The following is a 22783-nucleotide window of genomic DNA, read 5'->3' as shown; positions in this document are numbered from 1 at the left end:
ATGACAGCGAAATTTATAGTGATTGAAGGCCTAGAAGGGGCCGGAAAATCAACGGCCATTGCCGTATGCCAAGCTTATTTAGAAAACAAGCAAGTCGATTTTATTAATGTACGTGAGCCTGGCGGTACAGCTATGGCTGAAGAGCTGCGTAATATCGTCAAACAGGCTCACCAAGAAAAAGTGACGGGTGAAACAGAGCTGTTAATCATGTACGCAGCACGCTCGCAATTAGTTGCTAATGTTATTAATCCGGCACTTGAAAATGGCACTTGGGTTTTAGGTGATCGCCATGATCTTTCATCACAAGCATATCAAGGTGGTGGTCGTGGTATTGAACAGACTAAACTCTCTTTTTTAGCTGATATGGTGCTAAATGGTTTAAAACCTGATTTAACCATTTATTTAGATATTGACCCTGCAGTTGGGCTTGCTCGTGCAAAAGGCCGTGGTGAACTTGATCGTATCGAACAAGAAGCATTAGGGTTTTTTGAGCGCACTCGCGCACGCTACCTTGAAATAGCTAAAACTGATAGCAGTATCAAAACAGTGGATGCAAACCAAACAATGCCAGAAGTACATGCGGCAATCACAACCGTGCTTGATAACTTTTTTGCAGGTTTAAATTAATATGCCTTTGCCATGGCTTGAAGGGCTTTATCAGCAACTAGCGCAAAGTTATGCACAGCAACGCTTTCATCATGCTCAGCTATTTAACGGTGATAAAGGTGTTGGCAAACAACGTTTAGTCGATTCGCTCGCTGATGGCTTACTTTGCGCGTCACCTGTAAACTTAAAAGCCTGTGGCAATTGTAAAAGCTGTCAACTTAATCAAGCGGGTACTCACCCTGATAAACGCGTTGTAAAGGTGGAAGGCCAAACAATAGGCGTTGATGAAATTCGTGAGATCAGTGATTTTATCAACCATTCAGCGGCGCAAAATGGTAACAAAGTTGTGGTACTTGAACAGTGTCATAAAATGACCACTGCTGCGGCTAATGCTTTATTAAAAACCCTTGAAGAGCCAAGTTTGCGCCGTTATTTATTGTTAACGTGCGAGCAAACAGCATTATTACCTGCAACAATTTTAAGTCGCTGTGCGGTACACGAAATAAAAGTTAACCCTGAATATACGAAAAAATGGTTAGCATCATTAAGTGTTGCTAATTATTCATGGTTAGAGTTGTTCGCTAGGCAGCCACTTCTTGTTCAGCAGTGGCAAAATGACAACCAACTTGAAGCTGTCGATTCCCTTTATAAATTTGCAACTGAGATAAAAGACAGCCATAATTTCAGTGCGTTAGTCGACATATTAAATAAAGATCATAGCTTGGTTAATGTATTTGCTTTGTTTTTAACAGAGCATCTTAAAACGCAATTGGTTTTAGGAATGGACTTTTTCAATTATCAGAAAGCACAATCTGCAATTTCAGAGTTTCTTTATAACAGTTCACATGTGCTTGGTTTAAACTTGGAACTAGCCATTTCACAATTAGCGTTTACTTTACGTGAAAGCCAAAATTAGGAAGTATCGTGCAAGAATTATTAGTAGATATTGAAGACTTAGAAGAATTATATCGCTGTTATATGCCTTATCTAAAAAATGGTGGTTTGTTTGTTCGCACTAATATGCGCTTTGAAATGGGTCATTCATTGGCTTTAAAGGTCACATTACCAGATGCACTAGAAGACGATGTAGTAACGGGTAAAGTTGCTTGGATAACACCGCAAGGTGCGCAAAGCTCAAACCCGCCAGGCATTGGTGTTAATTTTATCGATGATAAAACCAATTTGAATGCGAAAATCGAAAAACTACTCGGTACTATGTTAAACTCAGGCAATCCGACCTATACCATGTAATAAAAGTAGTACCATGATTGTAGATTCTCATTGTCATTTAGACCGCCTTGATTTCGATAAGCTTGACCTAAACTTAGACCAAGTACTAGATAATGCTCGCACTAAAAAGGTTGAACACTTTTTATGTGTAAGTGTAACTTTAGATCAATTCCCAAGTATGCTGGATAAAATTAAGAACTATCCAGATGTTTCTGCATCTTGTGGTGTGCATCCACTCGATCAAAAAGACGCACTCGATAAGCAAAAGCTTATTTCACTTGCAAGCCACGACAAAGTGGTAGCTATTGGCGAAACGGGTCTTGATTACTATTACTCAAAAGACACCCATATTGTTCAGCAAGAGAGTTTCGTTGGTCATATCGACGTTGCCAATGAGCTAAATAAGCCGCTTATTATTCATACACGAGATGCAAGAGAAGACACCATTAACTTAATGCGCGCTCACAATGCCGAGAATTGTGGTGGTGTATTGCATTGCTTTACAGAAAACTGGGAAATGGCTAAAAAAGCCATTGATATGGGTTTTTATATTTCGATTTCGGGCATTGTTACGTTTAAAAATGCCGTTGAGTTAAAAGACGTTGTAAAGCAAATTCCGCTAGATCGCTTACTAATCGAAACAGACTCACCGTATTTAGCGCCTGTGCCATATCGTGGTAAAACAAATCAACCAGCCTATGTTGAAGATGTCGCCTATTACATCGCTGAGTTAAAAGGGCTTACTTTTAACGAGTTAGCTGAAGCAACAACCAACAACTTTTATTCGTTGTTCAATCAAGCTAAAAGGGCGTAATAGTGCACGGCGTATCGAATTTACCTCAGTTAGTAATGGGGCCAATGGTACGCCGAGCAGATGCAGGGCGAGTGTGCTTTCAATTTGTTACAACTAGGCCTTGCCAATACCGAATTGAGTTTAAAGGTGTCGAGACATACTCGAACTTAGAGTCAATCCAATTAGGGCAACACCTTTACTTAAATTTCATTAATGTCATGCCAGTCAGTGGCCAGTTTGCAGTTGATTCACTGATCTATTATTCATTACATGATGAAAGTAAAAGCCTTGATTTGTCGTCTTATTGCTATGAACGTGCCGAATCTCCGGCATTTGTGATCCCAAATCGGCTCGATAGAATTCTTCATGGCTCGTGTCGTAATCCTCATCACCCAGCAAAAGATAGCCTTGTGGCTGCAGATAATTGGCAAAATGATCAGCGCCAATCGCTTAATGCAGGTGCTGACCTATTATTGTTATCTGGCGACCAAATATATGCTGATGATGTCGCAGGGCCTATGCTGCTCGCAATTGAAAAAGTGATTAGCCTATTTGGTGTGTTTCAAGAGCCAGCGCTTGATTTAGATTTGCCAGAAGAGTTTGAGCAGCAACTTTATCAGCGCCATTTACACTTACCCAAAGTGCCTTGGCAGAAACGAAGCAAATTTGGTGTTGGTTATTGGCTTAAAAAAGATGAGCCACACTTCTCAAGCTTAAAAGCTGAAAACCATTTAATTCATTTTCAAGAATTTATAGCGCTTTATTTATTAAACTTCAGCGCGGTTACTTGGCAGCTGATTGATTTTGAATCAATTGAATGCCCAGCATTAGCCCCTAAATACGCTAACCTATTTAAACTTGAAAAGGACGCACTGCTTGGCTTTGCAAAGGGTCTTCAAAGCGTTGAAAGGTTATTCGCCAATGTGTCGACATTAATGATGTTCGACGATCATGATGTCACCGATGATTGGAACCTAACCGCAGGGTGGGAGCAAGCTATTTATCAGCACCCAGCTAGCCGTCGTATTGTAAATAATGGCCTGATTAGTTATTGGTTAATGCAGGGGATTGGTAATGATGCAGGTGATAACTCGCTGTCTTTATTAGCCAGCTTTAAACAAAGCCTGCAGCAACAGAGCTGGCATTTTAAAGACTTTGATAAGTTAATACTCAATTTTAACTATTGGCATTACGAGCTTAATACCATCCCAAAGGTTGTGGTACTTGATACCCGAACTCACCGCTGGCGCAATGAACAAAACTTCAATGAACCATCTGGTTTACTTGATTGGGAAAGGCTCACCGAATTAGAAGAAAGTTTATTGTCTCACGATAAAGTGATTATTGTATCTCCAGCACCGGTGTTTGGTGTTAAATCGATTGAAGCAATCCAAGCGATTTTTAATTTTTGCGGACAACCCTTGTTAGTTGATGTTGAAAACTGGATGGCCCATGAAGGTTCTGCTAAAAAGCTGCTAGATACTTTTCGCCGTGAAGATACACCAAAAGAAACTTTGATCCTCTCTGGAGATGTTCATTATTCATTTTGTTTTTCAGTGCAAAAGCGCTTTGGTAAACATAAAAACCGAATTTGGCAATTGACTGCCAGTGGCATTAAAAATGAGTTCCCACGCAAACTTATTAATGTTCTCGATAAACTCGACTCAATTTTATATGCGCCAAAAAGCCCACTTAATTTTTTCACTAAGCGTTGGCAAATGGAAGTTGATAAACACCAAACCATAGGCGAAGGACAAAAGTATTTGGTCAGTAATGCGGCTATCAGCTTAATTGAGCTCAATGACGGTTTGCTTGCTAAATATGAACTTATTCACGCTGATAACCAAATAACTGAATTCGATTTAAACGATAATTAATCGAATACTTTGCGATTCGCCTCAACGTAGTCAGCAACATTACTTACAGTATTTAACCAAAAACCATTTTTAGGATCTTGTAGATAAACTATGAGCTGTTCTAGGGCTTCGCTGCCGGTAGTGTACTGATCTCGTTTGCCAATATCGTGGCCTGCCAGAATGATCCAACTATTGTTAGTTCGGTGCTGTTCTATGGCTTTTTTGATCTCTTCGAAAGTAAGCCCATCGATGGGTAAGCTAGTTAACTGAGAAAAGTCTGTAAAGTTGGGGTCATACCAATCCGCAATAATACTTAATCATTTTGAGGGATTAAACCTGTCGCTACCTGCGTTAAAAATTTCTGATTTAGAACAACTAAATAACGAAATTTTTGCCTTGTTATCAACGAGGTTTTATTGCCTCAAAATAGACCACTTAATTAAGCGAATTGGTATTATTCGCCGTTTCGTCGAGCCAAGTTCTACCTGTTTTAAAGTGCTTGGCTATTAACGGTACATAACTTTTAGTATTTGCACCACGGCCAACAAAGGTGTTACCGCAAGGGTAGGCAAAAGCGGTTGGTGTCACGTTGAGTGTGGCTTTTATATAGTCTTGCCCCTTTAAGATATCTTGCTCTATTTCTTTTAACGTAAATTGTTCAAGCGACACCCCAAGTTCACGAAGCCATTCAAAGTTGCCGGTACACAAGTGGCTTTCCGTATGATTAGCAATTTCGTGACCTGTTTTTACAGCCATTTGCCACTTTTCAACACGTTCTTTTACGTTAAAAGGGGATACATAAAATGTCGCTTTTATTTGGTATTTGTTTAAAAGCGCTAAACCGGTATCAACTTGGCTATGTCTTGCATCATCAAAAGTGATACTGACAGCATTTTTAGCCTTATTAGGGTAGTCAAAGCCTAGGTAGTCACTGCTTTTTGCCTGAGTTTGGCTGCTGATTAAAAGTGGTAGTACGACGCACAAGGGTTTAAGCATAATCAATCCTTTATCATTGTTTTTACAATGAAATCAAAAAGGCTAATGCTTTGCTATGCGACTTTTGAATAAAAAAACGCCCAGAACGAATCCGCATTGTTCTGGGCTTAGGGGGTGGCTCGTGTGAGCCTGCGCTAACTATAAAAAAACACCTTCTAAATTCAGTAGGGAGAAGTAGAAAGTACTTTTAAGTGTAGTTAATCAGCAGGAAATTGCACGGTAAATGTACAAATTTTATACTAGTTTAAAATCAGTCTGTTACAGCTTTTTACCTAAATTAGCGCCTTATTTATACAGTCTTTATGCGCAACTTATACCCAAGTTATCAACTGGGCATTTTGGACCAAATCACGAGGTAATGAGTTCTTAATTTTATTCTTTTGCCACTTACCTAGGCCTACCGGGCAACCACATAACATTAAAACTACTTCACCATTATCTTGCGTTGGTTTTTCGAGCCTAATATCTTTACCGTTAAAGTAATCGTTTGCTTGGCAAGCAGACATCTCAAAGGTATTTTTATCGCAATCTTGGCCAAAGACGGTGGCAAACTCATGCGCCAAGCGAACACCGCCTTTGTGGATCACACCAAGTTGAATACCTAAACGTGAGTATTTAATTTTATCTTGCAGTTCATCAAAGCCATCTGGAAACAACCAAAGCTCTTTATCACGCTGCATTAACGTGCCTTTGAGTGATTTTAGACCGAACTGTTTTTTAATTGTTTGCATAAACGCTTGGCTTTGCTTTTTATCAAACTCTGCAAACGGAAATGCGCCTTTTTTAACTTTTTGATTAGGGTTATCGCTTGACGCTATTTTTTTAAATTTAGCTATGAAGAAACCTTCACTGTCGTAAGTTTGCGGCCAAACATGCAAATAACCTTCGCTGGTTGTCGCTTTGTCTGCGCCATCAAACAGGGTATCGAGCGATTGTACTTCAATGCAATCAGGGAACTCTGCTAATAGATACTCACACACTTGTTGGTTCTCAAGCGGTGTTAAAGTACAGGTCGAATAAACTAATATACCACCTGGTTTTAGGGCATAAAAGGCACTTTTGATAAGGGCTTTTTGCACAGCAGCAATATCAATATTAGATTCGATTGACCAATTCTTTAGGGCGTCTGCATCTTTACGAACCGTGCCTTCACCTGAACACGGGGCGTCTAGCAAAATACTGTCGAAGCACTCATACATATAATCCCCGAATATCACACCGTCAAAATGTGATAATGCGCAATTACCTACGCCCATACGTTTGAGGGTTGCTGCTAATACTTTTAAGCGTGACGAAGACAACTCATTGGCAACTAACACGCCATTATTATTCATCATGGCGGCGATTTGTGATGTTTTTGAACCAGGTGCCGATGCCATATCAAGCACTGCGTCGCTTTGCTTAACTTCGGCTCTCAGTGCTACCGGCGGTAACATTGAGCTGGCTTCTTGCACATACATAGCGCCACTTAAATGTAAATCGGTATTACCGATTGCAAGGGCCGCTTCTTCGTCGCTTGGTCGTGTTAGCCAGAATCCTTCTTCGCACCATGGAATTGCTGTTAACTCCCATCCTTTTTTGGCGCATTGACGCTGAAATTCAGCGACTGACATTTTTAAAGTATTTACGCGAACAGATCGTCTTAGTGGGCGTCGACAGGCTGCTATAAAGTCGTCTAATAATAAATGTTCAGGAAGGTAGCTTTTTACATCATCAATAAATGAGTCAGGAATATATGTATTAGCGTCCACTAAATGGCTCTCACATCACGTAGTAATAGCCGGATCATACCATTTATAGCGCTATCAGGGGATATTTTTAGCTTTTTAACGGTGAGATTAAAGTGTCGACAAATTGCCAATATAAATGTTCTTTATAGCCATTATTTTTGATAAATATCAATTTATGTCGACATTTTGTTGGTTTTTTAGCCTGTTTTTCCGAACTCAAGGTTGACAGTTTCAATGATAGGGCGCATAGTGAACTCACAAATTGTCGACAATCTTAATTTAGTACTTTGATAGACCTATTATGACAGAGCAAAAAGCAAACGATAACTACAACGATATCACGATAACAACAGCATCAGACCAAGTGTTTGTCGACATGCGCCGTGAAATCGTCCAGGGCACCATCGAGCAGGGTAGCAAAATTTCTGAGCCAGAACTTGCTAAACGCTATGGTGTAAGCCGTGCCACCTTACGTGAGGCGCTAAATCGTTTAGAAAGCTGTTATTTGGTAGAGCGTAAAGCCAATGTTGGTTGCCGTGTAGTTGCACTGACCGCTGAGCGTTTAATCGAAGTCTATCAGGTGCGTAGTGCCCTAGAAGGGCTGGCTTGTCGGTTAGCTGCGGACAACATGGAACCTGAAGAAGTGCAGGGTTTAAAGCAGTTATTGAATCAGCACTTACAAACACAGCGTGTAAAAGAAGGTGAATCATACTACCAAGAAGCGGGCGACCTTGATTTTCATTATCGCATTATTAAAGGGTCGAAAAACGCACACTTAATTCATCTTTTATGTAATGAGTTGTACCAGTTAATTCGTATGTACCGTGTCCAAATGGGTATGGTTGGGCCGCGTGTATCAAAAGCGTTTGATGAACACTTGGCTATTATTAATGCCATTGAAAACCATGACGGTGAATTAGCCGAAATGCTTATGAAACGCCATATTAGTGCGTCTCAGGCAAATATTCAGACTAAGTTTGACTTACTCGCAGCAAAAAATCAGTAGCGCCTTAGTTAAACAGTCACAATTTAGATTTAAAAAATAGAGTCAGCCAAAGAGCTGAAACCGTTCAAAGATAGGAGTTATCCAATGTCAGCAGGATTAAAATTCAAACAGGCAATCGCCAACAACAAGCCATTGCAAGTGGTTGGCACCGTCAACGCGTACTGCGCAATGATGGCAGAAAAAACCGGTCACCAAGCACTTTACCTCTCAGGTGCGGGTGTTGCTAACGCGTCATACGGCATGCCAGATTTAGGTATGACTAGCCTAGATAACGTACTTGAAGATATTCGTCGAATCACCAGCGCTACCGACTTACCGCTTCTTGTTGATGCTGACACAGGGTGGGGCGGTGCATTTAATATTGCTCGTACCGTTAAAGAAATGACCAAGGCAGGCGCAGCGGGCTTCCATATTGAAGACCAAGTAGCACAAAAACGTTGTGGTCACCGTCCTAATAAAGAGATCGTGTCTAAAGATGAAATGGTTGACCGTATTAAAGCTGCGGTTGATGCCAAAACAGACAGTGATTTTTATATTATGGCGCGTACTGATGCATTCCAAAAAGAAGGCTTAAATGCCGCGATTGACCGCGCAGCAGCGTGTGTTGAAGCTGGTGCAGACGCTATTTTTGCAGAAGCTGTACATGATTTAGCAGATTACCAAGCATTTGCAAAGGCGTTAAATGTACCAATTCTTGCGAATATCACTGAGTTTGGTCAAACACCGCTCTATACAAAAGAGCAATTAAGCGAAGTGGGTGTTGAGATTGTACTTTATCCACTTAGTGCATTTAGAGCGATGAATAAAGCCGCACTTAATGTTTATTCGTCTATTCTTAGCGAAGGCTCGCAACAAAGCCAAGTAGACAATATGCAAACACGTGCGGAATTATATGAGTTTTTAGATTATCACTCATATGAAAACACACTCGATAACCTTTTCTCAGCTAAAAAATCATAACGACAACATATAAGGAGAACACTCATGGTAGATAAAGCATTAGGCGGCGCAGGTTTACGTGGTCAAGTAGCAGGTGAAACAGCACTGTGTACAGTAGGTCAATCAGGTTCAGGTTTAACTTATTGTGGTTATGATATTAGTGAATTAGCAGATAAAGCGCAGTTTGAAGAAGTGTCTTTTTTACTGTCGCGCGGTGAATTACCAACAGAGTCTGAGCTAACTGAATATAAAGCAAAGCTAAAATCACTACGTGGCTTACCAGATGCACTAAAAACAGTGCTTGAGAACATTCCTAAAGACGCGCATCCAATGGATGTAATGCGTACGGGTTGTTCAATGCTAGGTAACCTAGAAATGGAGCAAGATTTCTCACAAGCGAATGATGCGATTGACCGCCTAGTTGCCGTATTCCCAAGCATTATTTGTTACTGGTATCGTTTTAGCCATGACGGCGTTCGTATTGAAACTGAAACAGATGATGATTCGGTAGGTGCACACTTCTTACGTTTATTACATGACGAAGCACCATCAGCACTGTTTGAGCAAGTAATGAATGTGTCTTTAATTCTTTATGCAGAGCATGAGTTTAATGCATCAACATTTACTGCGCGTGTGTGTGCATCAACATTGTCTGATATTCACTCTTGTGTAACGGGTGCTATCGGTAGTTTACGTGGTCCATTACATGGTGGTGCGAACGAAGCGGCTATGGATATGATTGAAGGCTTTACAAGTGCAGACCAAGCTGAAGATGCGCTGATGGGTATGCTTGAGCGTAAAGACAAGATCATGGGCTTTGGTCACGCCATTTACCGTGAATCAGATCCACGTAACGTTATCATCAAAAAATGGTCAGAAAAACTGGCTGCAGAAGTGGGTGACGATGTTTTATATCCTGTGTCTGTTCGCTGTGAAGAAGTAATGTGGCGTGAAAAGAAATTATTCTGTAATGCTGATTTCTTCCATGCATCTGCGTATCACTTCATGGGTATCCCAACTAAGTTATTCACGCCAATTTTCGTGATGAGCCGTGTAACAGGTTGGACAGCGCACGTGAAAGAGCAACGTGCTAATAACCGTATTATTCGCCCAAGTGCAGATTATACGGGCCCAGAAGCGCGTAGCTACACGCCAATTTCTGAGCGTTAATCGTAATTAAATCAGTGATAGGGGTAGCTTGGCTGCCCCTTTATGAAGGGGCGAAATAAATACAAAAACAATCAGCCCACCTTTGTTCTCCGTCACCAAGTACAAGTAGAATCATCATGAATACAAATTTTAGAAAACCATTAGCAGGCACCGGAGTCGATTACTTTGATACTCGCGCTGCTGTTGATGCAATTAAACCGGGCAGCTATGCCACACTTCCTTACACATCGCGAGTACTTGCCGAAAACTTAGTTCGTCGCTGTGAACCTGAAATGCTAAATGATGCACTGTCGCAGTTAATTGACCGCAAGCGTGATTTAGATTTTCCATGGTTTCCTGCGCGTGTTGTTTGTCACGATATCTTAGGTCAAACAGCGTTAGTTGATTTAGCAGGTCTGCGTGATGCTATTGCTGCAAAAGGCGGCGATCCTGCAAAAGTAAACCCTGTGGTACCTACACAGTTAATTGTTGACCACTCATTAGCGGTTGAACACGCAGGTTTTGAACCTGACGCATTTGAAAAAAACCGTGCTATTGAAGACCGTCGTAACGATGACCGTTTCCACTTTATCAATTGGACAAAAACAGCATTCAAAAATATAGATGTGATCCCGCCGGGTAACGGCATTATGCATCAGATTAATTTAGAGAAAATGTCGCCGGTGATCCAAAAACGTGATGGCGTGGCATTCCCAGATACATTAGTTGGTACAGATAGCCACACACCTATGGTCGATGCGTTAGGGGTAATTGCCGTCGGTGTAGGTGGTCTTGAAGCTGAAAGCGTGATGCTTGGCCGTGCATCTTACATGCGTTTACCTGACATTGTGGGTGTTGAACTAAAAGGCAAGCCACAACCGGGTATTACTGCAACCGATATCGTATTAGCGATCACCGAATTTTTACGTAATGAAAGAGTTGTGTCGACCTACCTTGAATTTTATGGTGAAGGTGCCGATGCACTTACCCTAGGTGATAGAGCAACTATTTCTAATATGACGCCAGAGTTTGGCGCAACAGCTGCGATGTTCTACATCGATGACAACACACTTGACTATCTACGTTTAACAGGCCGTGAAGAAGAGCAAGTTAAACTAGTTGAAACTTATGCAAAAGAAACTGGCCTTTGGAGTGATAGCCTTAAAACGGCCGAATATGAGCGTGTGTTAACCTTTGATCTATCATCAGTTGGTCGCAATATTGCGGGCCCTTCGAATCCACATCGCCGTGTTGCAACAAGCGAACTTGATAAAGCGGGTATCACTGGCGTTGTTGAGAATGAAGAAGGCTTAATGCCAGATGGTGCCTGTATCATTGCTGCAATCACAAGTTGTACGAATACAAGTAACCCACGCAACGTTATTGCTGCAGGTTTACTTGCGCGTAATGCCAACGCTAAAGGGTTAACTCGTAAGCCATGGGTTAAAACATCACTGGCACCGGGTTCTAAAGCGGTTAAGTCTTACTTAGAAGAAGCCAATTTATTACCTGAGCTTGAACAACTTGGCTTTGGTATTGTTGCCTTTGCTTGTACAACCTGTAACGGCATGAGTGGTGCGCTTGATCCTAAAATTCAACAAGAAGTGATTGACCGTGATTTATACGCAACGGCTGTATTGTCGGGTAACCGTAACTTCGATGGTCGTATTCACCCTTATGCTAAACAAGCATTCTTAGCTTCACCACCACTGGTTGTTGCTTATGCTATTGCCGGTACTATTCGTTTTGATATCGAAAAAGATGTATTAGGGCATGATCAACAAGGCAACGAAATTCGCCTTATGGATTTATGGCCATCAGACGAAGAAATTGATGCAGTGATCAAACAAAGTGTTAAACCTGAGCAGTTTAAAAAGGTTTACGAGCCAATGTTCGACTTAAGTGTAGATTACGGTGAAGACAACGATCCACTTTACCAATGGCGCCCACAAAGTACTTATATTCGCCGCCCACCTTATTGGGAAGGCGCATTAGCGGGTGAGCGTTCTCTTAGTGATATGCGTGCATTAGCCGTACTGGGTGACAACATCACTACTGATCACTTATCGCCTTCGAATGCGATTTTAGCGTCAAGTGCCGCTGGTGAGTACCTAGCTAAAATGGGTCTGCCGGAAGAAGATTTTAACTCGTATGCTACTCACCGAGGCGACCATTTAACTGCACAACGTGCAACATTCGCTAACCCTAAGTTATTGAATGAAATGGTTAAAGAAAATGGTGAAGTGAAGCAAGGTTCATACGCTCGTATTGAACCAGAAGGCAAAGTGACACGTATGTGGGAAGCTATTGAAACCTACATGCAGCGCAAGCAGCCGCTTATTATTGTGGCAGGTGCCGATTATGGTCAAGGTTCATCACGTGACTGGGCTGCAAAAGGTGTACGCTTAGCTGGTGTTCAAGTGATTGCAGCCGAGGGCTTTGAGCGTATTCACCGTACCAACTTAATTGGTATGGGCGTATTACCGCTTGAGTTTAAAGCAGGCACGACACGAACTACGCTAGGTATTGATGGTAGTGAAAGTTTTAGTGTCAAAGGTGAGCCAACACCAGGCGCAACACTGACACTAGTGATTACCCGTGCCAATGGTGAAATCGTTGAAGTACCAATGACGTGTCGTTTAGATACTGCTGAAGAAGTGTCAATTTATTCAGCGGGTGGTGTACTGCAACGTTTCGCGCAAGATTTCTTAGAATCTGAGGAGCACTAAGCGATGGCGTTTAAACCACAAATTAAGGTGCCCGCGACCTATATGCGTGGCGGCACCAGTAAAGGGGTGTTTTTTAACTTAACTGACTTACCTGAGCCTGCCCAAGTGGCAGGTGAGGCGCGTGATAATCTGTTATTACGTGTGATTGGCAGCCCCGATCCTTACCAAAAACAAACTGACGGTATGGGCGGTGCAACCTCAAGCACCAGTAAAACCGTGATTTTATCGAAAAGCGCTAAAGCTGATCACGATGTTGATTATCTGTTCGGTCAAGTAGCTATCGATAAAGCGTTTGTTGATTGGAGTGGCAACTGCGGAAATTTAACTTCAGCAGTCGGAGCCTTTGCTGTGTCGAACGGACTTGTTGATGCCAGCAAAATACCAGACAACGGCGTTGTCGAAGTTAAAGTTTGGCAAGTAAACATAAGTAAAACCATCATAGTACATGTGCCAATTACTAACGGTGAAGTGCAAGAAACTGGTGATTTTGAGCTTGATGGCGTGACCTTTCCAGCCGCTGAAGTAAAACTTGAATTTATGGACCCTGCAGATGGAGAAGGGGCCTTATTTCCAACAGGTAACTTAGTCGATGAACTAGAAGTACCGGGTATTGGTATGTTGTCTGCAACGATGATCAATGCGGGTATTCCTACAGTTTTCATTAACGCCAGTGAAGTTGGCTACGATGGTACAGAGCTGCAAGAAGCCATTAACGGTGATGCATCGGCACTAGAAAAATTAGAAACGATTCGTGCCTACGGGGCGTTGAAAATGGGGCTGATTTCTCATATTGATGAAGCAAAAGCACGTCAACATACGCCAAAGGTAGCTTGGGTAGCACCAGCTAAAACTTATCATGCATCAAGCGGTAAAATTGTAAATGAAACCGATATTGATTTAGTAGTACGTGCTATGTCGATGGGTAAATTGCACCATGCCATGATGGGCACGGCTGCGGTTGCAATAGGTACTGCAGCTGCTATTCCTGGTACCTTGGTAAACTTTGCTGCAGGTGGTGGTGAGCGTCAGGAGGTAAACTTTGGTCATCCTTCTGGCACTTTAAAAGTGGGCGCTGCTGCAACACTTGTTGATGGTAATTGGCAAGTCACAAAAGCAAGTATGAGCCGAAGTGCACGTGTATTAATGGAAGGCTGGGTTCGAGTGCCTCAGTAGCAGTACATATAATCAAAATAAAGCGGCGTTTACGCCGCTTTGTCTAATCCGTAGCATTGTTGCTTCATGCCTTCAATAAACTCATCAAACTTGCCGCTTTGTTGCATTAGTTCTATTTCGTCATTTAAGTCTTCTAAAACTTTTTGCCAGTGCGGCGTTGATTTGCTGACAGAAAAATATAGCGGTTTGTATTCAAGTTTAGGTGCCAATGCAACCAGTGATTCTAGTATTTGTCGTTTGCCGCTAATTGATAATTCAGACTTGTAAACGCTTGCTTTTAACACTTCAAGATCTGCCACAATCAGGCTTACGCGGTTACTAAGTAAGAGGTGAATTAGTTGGTACTCATTATTAGCGACGATTGTATCGATTTCTTTATTATCAATCATGGCATCGAGCTCTTTGGTGTTTTTATATGAGCGAACTACACCAATAGGCAAGTCTTTTACAGAGTTTAAATCCCCATTAAATGGAATTTGAGTTCCCTTTAACGCCACGAAAGAAAGATCCCCACCTGGAATGGCATGGCTTAAAGCGAGTAAATCGTTGCGGGTTTTATCAAGGAAGTTATCTGAAATAACATCATCTTCAATGAAATATTCAGGAAAGAGAATATCAGCGCGACCTAATTCAGCTTCTCTTACGGCGCGTGCCCAAGGATAAAAGCTAATGTGCACGCCATAGCCTTTTTCAAGTAAGGAGCTTACAGCAAATTGGTAAAGCCAGCCTTTGTTGCATAAGTTTTCGTCTATATAAGGAGGCCAATCTAAAGTAACGAGCTTTAAAACATGTTTGGCATCTAAGTTATAACCATATCCGCCGTTGAAACGCTCCGCTTCTTCAGTGATGATTTCGCCATTTTTTTCAAAGCTAACAGGCGTAAGGCCCGCAAGAGCTTGATATGAGGCGAATAAAAAAAATACGGTTAGTAGTTTCATAAATTGTTTAAGTTTTTGTTATTTATCTAAAGCTTAGCCTTTTGCTGTAAATATACAACCTAGCAACTGTAACAATATCTAACGGGTGGAGTACATTTTACGATCACTACGAATATTAATAGGCTTGGGTGACAAAAACTTTATATTTGTATTATGATATCACTTAATGCTTTTACAGCTTAAGGATAACAATAATGATAAAACCAAGTCTCTATATATCACTTCTCATAAGCTCTATGCTTGCTCACGCACAATTACCGCTTAGCGTTACAAGCCCAGATGGACAAATAACTGTAAAACTCGAAAAACAACAAAATCAGCTTGTTTATAGCGTAAATTATGGCAACCAAGAGTTTTTGCAGCAATCACAGCTTGGTTTAAATACCAACCTAGGTGATTTTTCACAAAGCCTAAAATATAAAAGCCATACAACAGCTTCAGTCAATGAAAGATATCAGCTGCATAATGCAAAGGTGAGTGAAGTAAACTACACGGCGAATACCTTAAAAGCGCAATTTGAAAACCAAGAGGGCAAAGTACTAGGAGTCGAGTTTAACGTGTCTGATAGCGATGTTGCATTTCGTTATCAGATATCGGGAGCTGAAACAGATACCCGTATTAAGGTGTTAGCTGAATATAGTGCTTTTAATTTACCAGATAATGCAACCACGTTTATAAGCCCTCAAGCCTTACCTGAAACGGGCTGGATGCAAACAAAACCAAGTTACGAAGAGCCTTACACCTTTAACGAAGCCCTTGGAACACCGTCAGCGAACGGCGTGGGCTATACCTTTCCTGCATTATTTAAAAATAGCGATAAAGGTTGGTTACTAATTTCTGAAACCGGTGTTGATAGCCATTATGTTGGCTCAAAATTAAGCGAAGGCACGAAAGACGGTGTATATCGCATTTCATTTCCTCAGGCCGGTGAAAACAATGGTATTGGTGCAACTTATGCGGCTATGGCAATACCTGCAACTACACCTTGGCGTACCATTACGTTAGGAACAAGTTTAAAACCAATTGTTGAATCAACTGTGGCATTTGATTTGGTTAAACCGCTTTATCAAGCAAGCCAAGAATATAAAATGGGTCGTTCAACATGGAGCTGGATTGTTTGGCAAGACCCAAGTATCAACTACGATGATCAAATCAAATTTATTGATTTAGCTGCATCATTAAATTTTGAATATGTATTAATCGATAACTGGTGGGATAAAAACATTGGCCGCGAGAGAATGGCTGAATTGGTTAAATACGCCAATGGTAAGGGCGTTGATGTTATTTTGTGGTACAACTCAAATGGCTGGTGGAATGATGCACCACAGACCCCGCAAAATAGAATGAACAGTGCACCTGCACGTCGAAACGAAATGGCGTGGTTGCAAAGCATTGGTGTTAAAGGGCTTAAAGTAGATTTTTTTGGTGGTGATAAACAAGAAACCATTAAACTGTATGAAGATATTCTTACAGATGCAAATCAGTATGGTTTAGTGATCACCTTTCATGGCAGCACCATACCGCGTGGCTGGGAAAGAATGTATCCTAACTTCGTCACATCTGAAGCGGTACTGGCATCGGAAAACCTTGTTTTTCATCAAAACTCGTTAGACTTACATGCCTATAACGCGACTATTCTACCGTTCACTCGTAATGCTATTGGCGCTATGGATTTTGCCCCAGTGTTTTTAAACAAACGCTTATCTCAAGATCAAACAGTCGGCACTATTCGCAAAACCACAGATACATTTGAACTGGCAACAGGTGTGCTTTATCAATCACCAGTGCAACATTTTGGCCTGACGCCAAATAACCTTGAAGAGCAACCTCAATTTGTTATTGATACTTTAAAGGTGATGCCAACTGTATGGGATGAAACACGCTATATTGCTGGTCAGCCGGGTCAAGATGCAACGATAGCAAGGCGTCATCAGCAAACATGGTGGGTAGCAGCCGTGAATGGTGAAAATAAAGCCAAAACATTCGATATTGATTTACCTATGTTAGCGGGCAAAAAAGTCACCCTGTTGTTTGATAACAAAGATGGTAGCGCTGGTACTAAGAAAGTCACAGTAAGTAGTAGTGGTAAGTTAACCTTAAACTTATTAGCTCAAGGTGGCGCATTGATTATTGGTCGCTAAATGTGAGTTAATAGGCGATAAACAAAACCAAGTAGAGAAAAGCGAGTAGATTGCTCGCTTTTTTGGCTATAGTTGCCTTACTAACTTGGGCGTGCTAAGTTTCGTCGGGTGTGGTGATGTACTGCACCGCTTTAAGGACGACCTTAAAGTTGTAATTTAAATTCGGGGACGACCCCTTAAAGAGGTCGACCATGAATTGGATCCTACTTATTACTGCTGGCTTACTTGAAGTCGCTTGGGCTTATGGCCTAAAACAATCAAACGGTTTTACAAAACCACTCATTTCATTCTTTACAATCTTAACCATGGCTGCGAGCTTTTATTGCTTAAGCGTAGCGCTGAAATCATTACCACTTAGTTTGGCTTATGCGGTTTGGGTAGGTATCGGCGTAATTGGCTCTGCAATTATTGGCATGACGTTATTATCAGAAGGCGTAAACCTATTAAAAATAGCAAGCCTACTGCTGATTGCCCTTGGCATTATTGGTTTGAAACTCGCCAATTAGTTAAATAATACCAATCCGCAATAATACTTAATCATTTTGAAGGATTAAACCTGTCGCTATCTGCGTTAAAAATTTCTGATTTAGAACAACTAAATAACGAAATTTTTGCCTTGCTATCAACGAGGTTTTATTGCTTCAAAATAGATCACTTAATTAAGCGAATTAGTATAAAAATCCGATAGGCTGTTGCTCTATCGGATTTTGGGTCTAGATCAAATGTAATTTGGGATTTATTACTTAGTGTAATTTTTTATAATCAACGACGATTTGCTGTTGTACACCAAGGCCTTCAATGCCTAGAGTGATGGTGTCGCCATCTTTTAGATAAACCGGTGGCGTTTGCCCTAAACCAACACCCGGTGGCGTTCCGGTAGAGATAACATCACCTGGCTGTAAACTCATGAATTGGCTGAGATAACTAACGATATACGCTGGGTCAAACACCATGGTTTTGGTGTTGCCGTTTTGGTATTGGGTATCGTTCACCTTTAACCACATATCTAAATTAAGTGGATCAGAAATTTCATCTTTGGTTACTAACCATGGGCCAAGTGGGCCAAACGTGTCACAGCCTTTACCTTTGTCCCACTGTGAGCCACGTTCTAATTGGAAGTTTCGTTCAGACACATCGTTACATACACAATAACCGGCAATGTAATCATAAGCGTTTTCTACATCGATATAAGAGGCGTGTTTACCAATGACAATGGCAAGTTCAACTTCCCAGTCTAGCTTTTCGCTATTTTTAGGCTTGATTATATTATCGTTAGGGCCACTAATAGAACTGGTGGCCTTGCTAAATACTTCAGGCTCTTTTGGGATTGCCATACCAGATTCTGCGGCATGATCAGCGTAATTTAAGCCAATACAAATAAACTTACCTACATCAGCAATACACGAACCGATACGTACAGGCTCTTCGATAAGCGGTAAAGAACTTAAATCAAGCTGATTAATAGTAAGGAGTGTATCTGCTGACAGGGTGTTGCCGTTAATATCACTTATAACACCACTTAAACAACGAAGTTTGCCTTCGCTGTCTATGATGCCTGGTTTTTCTTGGCCATGTGGGCCATATCTTAGTAGTTTCATGATGATTCTCTTTACTTCTATTAATTATTTAAGGTGACGAAACCGCCATCAATAGGGAAATTGCTGCCGGTAATGAAGGCTGCATCATCTGAGCAGAGGTAATCGACAAGGCCTGCAATTTCTTCTGGTTTACCCATGCGGCCTATAGGCTGACTTTTAGATAGCTTTTCAAACATTTCAGCCTGATTATCTGGGTAACTTTTGGCTAAAAAGTTATCGACAAAAGGGGTGTGCACGCGACCAGGAGCAATACAGTTACACCGTATGCCATCATTTATGTAGTCTTTTGCAACTGAATAGGTCATGGTTAATACCGCACCTTTAGTCATTGAATACGCGAATCTATCGGCAATACCGACTGAAGATGCGACAGAAGCTAGGTTAATAATGACGCCTGTTTTTCTCGATTTCATGCTATTAATGGCACCATGAATACAGTTATAAACGCCTTTAACATTAATGTTATAGAGTCTGTCTAAATCAGCTTCTGTGGTGTTTTCGATATTGCCGATGTGCGCAATACCCGCGTTGTTAACCAAAATATCAATGGGGTAGTGCTTCGTAATCGTATTGAATAAATCATGAACTTGCTGGTGGTTTGCAACATCAACGGCATACGCATCGGCACTGCCTGTTTCGTGAATAATTTCATCTTTCACTAAGTTTGCAGCCTCAAGATTTAAATCAACAACGATGATATGCATGTCACGTTTTGCTAAGCGTAAACAGATGCTGCGCCCGATGCCGCTTCCGCCACCGGTTACTAGGGCAATTTTTTTAGTATTTTGCTGGGTCATAAAATGTCCTTAACTGGGGAAATTAAAATAATCGGTATAGTCTTTTGGCATTATCGGACCAAATCTTTCGTTGCTCAGAGACTGGTAGAACACTTATCAGTACATCGCTGATGTAATGCCAGTCGGTATAACAGCCATTCATGTTAACTACAGGCCAGTCGCTGCCCCATAATATTCGGTTGGCCCCAAATAACTGATAAATGAGCTCGAAGTAGGGCCGATATGTGTCGATGTCTACACAATTTGCTTTAGCTTGTGACATGAGCCCAGAAAACTTAATTGCAACATTGTTTAAGCATGCTAGTTGGTAGAGTGAGTCTTCCCATTGCTCACACTTTGGCTTTGTTAAATCTGGTTTAGCTAAGTGATTAATAACAATGTTTAAATCAGGATGCCGCTTTGCAATAGTAACGATATGCGGCAAATGGCACTCATGAACTAGTGCATCAAAACAAAGGTTATGCGCCGCTAAAAACTGAAAAATTGGCGTAAACTCTGGGTTTAAGATCCAATCAATTTGCTCAATGTCTTGTAGCATTGGGCGTACACCTTTGAATTTAGGATCTGCTGCAAATAAGGTTAACTGCCTTAGAGCGTTTGTATCGGTAAAGTCGACCCAACCAACAACACCAGCAATAAAACTGTATGACTTAGCAAGTTGCAGTAAAAAACGCGTTTCATCATGTGAGTCGGCCGCTTGCACCACTATGGTGTTAGCAATGTCATTAATAGCAAGGGTCGTAGTGAGCCTTTCAGGCAAGTAATCTTGATAAAGCACGGTTAAATCTTCAGTTAACCAGCGATAGTCGCCACGGCTCAATTGCCAAAAATGTTGATGGCTATCTATCTTCTTAATTGGATTGAGTGTGCTGACAGTGCTCATAATGCGTCTCCGCTTTCTGGAGTAGGCGCATGCTGTGCAATAAGCCCAGCTGTTTTTAAATCTTGCCAAAACAGTTTTGGGATAGCTTGATTAAATAACTCGACAGTTTTGTTGACCCGCTTTTCGTTACCAAGCCCTGGTATAACAGAGGCAACAGCAGGATGCGCAAGTGGAAACTGTAAAGCCGCAGCCGCTAAAGTGACATTATGATCAAAACAAATATCTTCAATTTTGGCGACTTTCTCGATGATTTCTTGAGGAGCTGGTTGATAGTTGTAGTACGGGTTTTGAAAGTTGCGAACGCCCGTTGCTAATATACCCGAGTTATAGGGGCCACCTAAGATAATAGACGCACCATGATCTATGCATGCAGGTAAAAAATCATCGAGAGGTTGTTGCTCTAATAACGAATAACGACCGGCTAATAAAAAGCAATCGAACTGGCCAATTGCCATCACTCGTTGGCATACCTCTACTTCATTAACCCCTAAACCGATTGCTTTAATTTGCCCACTCGCTTTGAGCTCTTCTAACGCTCGGTAACCACCTTGCTCAAATTGCATAAAATAAAAAGCATCTTGCTCGGCGTGTGTATCAATCCCTAGGTCATGGACGAGTAAAATATCAATTTCAGCTAAGCCTAAACGTTGTTGGCTATCTTCAAAAGATCGCATAATGCCATCGTAGCTATAGTCATATTGAGCATCAAAAGGCATTGGCGTAGCAAAACCATGACGAAGTTGTGTTACATCAGCATGAGGATCGGGTTTGATCAATCTGCCAACCTTGGTTGATAAGATATACTCTTTTTTATCAAGGCCTCTTAGGGCATCACCAACACGACGTTCACTTAAGCCCGCACCATAGCGAGGAGCGGTATCGAATAATGAAATGCCTACATCAATTGCTGCTGTTAAGGTGTTTTTAGCTTCTTCATCGCTCACTGCTTGATATAGGTTACCCATAGAGGCCGCGCCAAAGCCGAGGGTTGAAACCTCAATGTCGGTTTTTCCAAGCGGGCGCGTTTTAAATGTGTTTTTCATAACATACCTCTTATGTTTTCCTTACTTCACCAAAAATTCAGGCAATTCTGACACTGAGGCGCAGCCTAGCTGATTCATGATCTGTGTAATTTGCATCATCAAGGCATTGATGGTGTGAATGCCGCCTTTATCGCCTAGGGCACCAACGCCATACACAAAGGGCCTGCCTAAAAATGTAAAATCGGCGCCGCTTGCAAGTGCACTCACTATATTTGTTCCGCTACGAAGCCCGCTATCCATAAAAATTTTGATGTCTTTTGAATACTTGGCAGCGACTGTTTGCAGTGGTTTGACTGGAGATTCACCGGCATCTAGCTGACGTGCACCATGGTTTGACATAACAACCCCATCGGCGCCGAGCGCAATGGCTGCTTGTACATCAGACTCATTAATTAACCCTTTGATGATCAAAGGCCCTTGCCATAAATCGCGAATTGGCTTTAAACCTTCCAGATCAACGCGGCCCATGACTGTTTTATTCATAAAGGCTGCCAGCTCATCGGTGGGCATATTTTTTGGCATATAAGGCTTTAGGGTTTCCATTTCTGGCTTGCCAGCAAGGGCGGTTTCATAAAGCCAGCGAGGTCTTGTCAGCATTTGCATAATATTAGACAAGGTCATTTTCGGTGGCATAGCGAGACCATTTCTAATATCTCGCGGCCTGTAGCCAAAGGTAGGCACATCAACGGTTACCACAAGAACAGGGTAGTGGGCTGCTTTGATGCGATTGAGTAAATCAAGCCTAATTTTTTCATCGGTTGGGTTATAAAGCTGAAACCACGCATGGCCTTGTGATACTTCTGCGATTCGCTCAAGGCTAGATGACGAAACGGTGCTTAATACATAAGGAATGTTTTTTTCAGCGGCGGCTTTTGCAAGAATTTCTGGGGCTTTTGGCCACATTAATCCTTGTAAACCAACCGGCGCAATACCAAATGGGGCAGCGTAAGTATGCCCAAATAACTCGACTGTTTGGCTGCTACCTGCAAATGGCTTTAATAGCTCACTGCGTAATTGCACACTATTGATGTCATCTCTATTTCGCTTTACACCATGCTCTTGCATACAGCCGCCTTCAAGGTAATCGAAGGCAAAGCGAGGAATGCGTTGCTTGGCTTTTTTCTTAAGGTCTGCAACGTCAGGGTAAAGGTGGTTAAAGTAATTGCTCATGATGAA

The 22783-nt window shown here is 41.6% G+C and carries 20 protein-coding genes; 12 read left to right on the top strand and 8 right to left on the bottom strand.

Annotated elements, in window-relative coordinates:
* The 5 genes from tmk to KQP93_RS09520 are packed head-to-tail and all read left to right on the top strand — an operon-like array spanning position 1 to position 4506.
* On the top strand, positions 1-627 hold the full coding sequence (gene tmk / locus KQP93_RS09540; protein WP_217874182.1) for a dTMP kinase: 627 nt from the start codon (positions 1-3) through the stop codon (positions 625-627).
* A gap of 1 nt (position 628) precedes the next feature.
* Positions 629-1522, top strand: coding sequence for a DNA polymerase III subunit (locus KQP93_RS09535; RefSeq protein ID WP_217874181.1), 894 nt, complete (start codon positions 629-631; stop codon positions 1520-1522).
* A gap of 8 nt (positions 1523-1530) precedes the next feature.
* Positions 1531-1857: a PilZ domain-containing protein gene (locus tag KQP93_RS09530; RefSeq protein WP_054554720.1), complete on the top strand. Its 327-nt coding sequence runs from the start codon at positions 1531-1533 to the stop codon at positions 1855-1857.
* 13 nt (positions 1858-1870) lie between these two features.
* Positions 1871-2650, top strand: a complete 780-nt coding sequence (locus KQP93_RS09525; RefSeq protein WP_217874180.1) for a TatD family hydrolase — start codon at positions 1871-1873, stop codon at positions 2648-2650.
* A 35-nt stretch (positions 2651-2685) separates the two neighbouring features.
* Complete coding sequence (locus tag KQP93_RS09520) at positions 2686-4506, top strand: alkaline phosphatase D family protein (RefSeq protein ID WP_217876771.1); 1821 nt, start codon at positions 2686-2688, stop codon at positions 4504-4506.
* A gap of 414 nt (positions 4507-4920) precedes the next feature.
* Here the strand turns inward: KQP93_RS09520 and KQP93_RS09515 are convergent, their stop codons facing one another.
* Positions 4921-5481, bottom strand: a complete 561-nt coding sequence (locus KQP93_RS09515; RefSeq protein ID WP_217874179.1) for a polysaccharide deacetylase family protein — start codon at positions 5479-5481, stop codon at positions 4921-4923.
* Positions 5482-5792: 311 nt separating this feature from the next.
* Positions 5793-7232 carry a 16S rRNA (cytosine(1407)-C(5))-methyltransferase RsmF gene (rsmF, locus tag KQP93_RS09510; RefSeq protein WP_217874178.1) on the bottom strand — a complete coding sequence of 480 codons (1440 nt, stop codon included), beginning with the start codon at positions 7230-7232 and terminating at the stop codon, positions 5793-5795.
* 280 nt (positions 7233-7512) lie between these two features.
* Between rsmF and KQP93_RS09505 the strand changes: the two genes are divergently transcribed.
* The 5 genes from KQP93_RS09505 (at position 7513) to prpF (ending at position 14207) form a co-directional block, all read left to right on the top strand.
* Entirely contained in the window at positions 7513-8217 is a 705-nt protein-coding gene (locus tag KQP93_RS09505; RefSeq protein ID WP_054554723.1) for a GntR family transcriptional regulator, read from the top strand.
* A gap of 84 nt (positions 8218-8301) precedes the next feature.
* The gene (gene prpB, locus KQP93_RS09500; RefSeq protein ID WP_054561375.1) at positions 8302-9177 is read left to right on the top strand and encodes a methylisocitrate lyase; all 876 of its coding nucleotides are present in this window, start codon (positions 8302-8304) and stop codon (positions 9175-9177) included.
* Positions 9178-9201: 24 nt separating this feature from the next.
* Positions 9202-10326: a bifunctional 2-methylcitrate synthase/citrate synthase gene (prpC, locus tag KQP93_RS09495; RefSeq protein WP_217874177.1), complete on the top strand. Its 1125-nt coding sequence runs from the start codon at positions 9202-9204 to the stop codon at positions 10324-10326.
* A gap of 116 nt (positions 10327-10442) precedes the next feature.
* On the top strand, positions 10443-13034 hold the full coding sequence (gene acnD / locus KQP93_RS09490; RefSeq protein ID WP_217874176.1) for a Fe/S-dependent 2-methylisocitrate dehydratase AcnD: 2592 nt from the start codon (positions 10443-10445) through the stop codon (positions 13032-13034).
* Between the two features lie 3 nt (positions 13035-13037).
* On the top strand, positions 13038-14207 hold the full coding sequence (gene prpF / locus KQP93_RS09485; protein WP_217874175.1) for a 2-methylaconitate cis-trans isomerase PrpF: 1170 nt from the start codon (positions 13038-13040) through the stop codon (positions 14205-14207).
* Positions 14208-14236: 29 nt separating this feature from the next.
* Here the strand turns inward: prpF and KQP93_RS09480 are convergent, their stop codons facing one another.
* Complete coding sequence (locus KQP93_RS09480; protein ID WP_217874174.1) at positions 14237-15145, bottom strand: substrate-binding periplasmic protein; 909 nt, start codon at positions 15143-15145, stop codon at positions 14237-14239.
* A gap of 194 nt (positions 15146-15339) precedes the next feature.
* On the opposite strand from KQP93_RS09480, the gene KQP93_RS09475 reads away from it, so the two are divergent.
* Both KQP93_RS09475 and KQP93_RS09470 read left to right on the top strand, forming a co-directional pair.
* The gene (locus KQP93_RS09475; RefSeq protein WP_217874173.1) at positions 15340-17286 is read left to right on the top strand and encodes a glycoside hydrolase family 97 protein; all 1947 of its coding nucleotides are present in this window, start codon (positions 15340-15342) and stop codon (positions 17284-17286) included.
* Between the two features lie 191 nt (positions 17287-17477).
* The gene (locus KQP93_RS09470) at positions 17478-17792 is read left to right on the top strand and encodes a DMT family transporter (protein WP_217874172.1); all 315 of its coding nucleotides are present in this window, start codon (positions 17478-17480) and stop codon (positions 17790-17792) included.
* Between the two features lie 237 nt (positions 17793-18029).
* Here KQP93_RS09470 and KQP93_RS09465 read toward each other — a convergent pair whose 3' ends face one another.
* Genes KQP93_RS09465 through KQP93_RS09445 form a run of 5 tightly spaced genes read right to left on the bottom strand, consistent with a single transcriptional unit; the run spans position 18030 to position 22777 of the window.
* Entirely contained in the window at positions 18030-18884 is an 855-nt protein-coding gene (locus KQP93_RS09465; protein ID WP_217874171.1) for a fumarylacetoacetate hydrolase family protein, read from the bottom strand.
* Positions 18885-18904: 20 nt separating this feature from the next.
* Positions 18905-19681 (bottom strand): SDR family NAD(P)-dependent oxidoreductase, encoded by a 777-nt coding sequence (locus KQP93_RS09460; protein WP_217874170.1) that lies wholly within the window; start codon positions 19679-19681, stop codon positions 18905-18907.
* A 22-nt stretch (positions 19682-19703) separates the two neighbouring features.
* Positions 19704-20564, bottom strand: coding sequence for an amidohydrolase family protein (locus KQP93_RS09455; RefSeq protein WP_217874169.1), 861 nt, complete (start codon positions 20562-20564; stop codon positions 19704-19706).
* A complete protein-coding gene (locus KQP93_RS09450) occupies positions 20561-21607 on the bottom strand; it encodes an aldo/keto reductase (RefSeq protein ID WP_217874168.1) in 1047 nt (348 codons plus the stop codon). The genes KQP93_RS09455 and KQP93_RS09450 overlap by 4 nt, the downstream gene beginning before the upstream one ends.
* Positions 21608-21628: 21 nt before the next feature.
* The gene (locus KQP93_RS09445; protein ID WP_217874167.1) at positions 21629-22777 is read right to left on the bottom strand and encodes an alpha-hydroxy acid oxidase; all 1149 of its coding nucleotides are present in this window, start codon (positions 22775-22777) and stop codon (positions 21629-21631) included.
* Positions 22778-22783 lie beyond the last annotated feature (6 nt).

It is taken from the genome of Pseudoalteromonas shioyasakiensis (assembly GCF_019134595.1).
GTDB lineage: Bacteria > Pseudomonadota > Gammaproteobacteria > Enterobacterales > Alteromonadaceae > Pseudoalteromonas > Pseudoalteromonas shioyasakiensis_A.
Note: the sequence above shows the minus strand (reverse complement) of the source record. Positions and strands in the feature narration are given on the sequence as shown.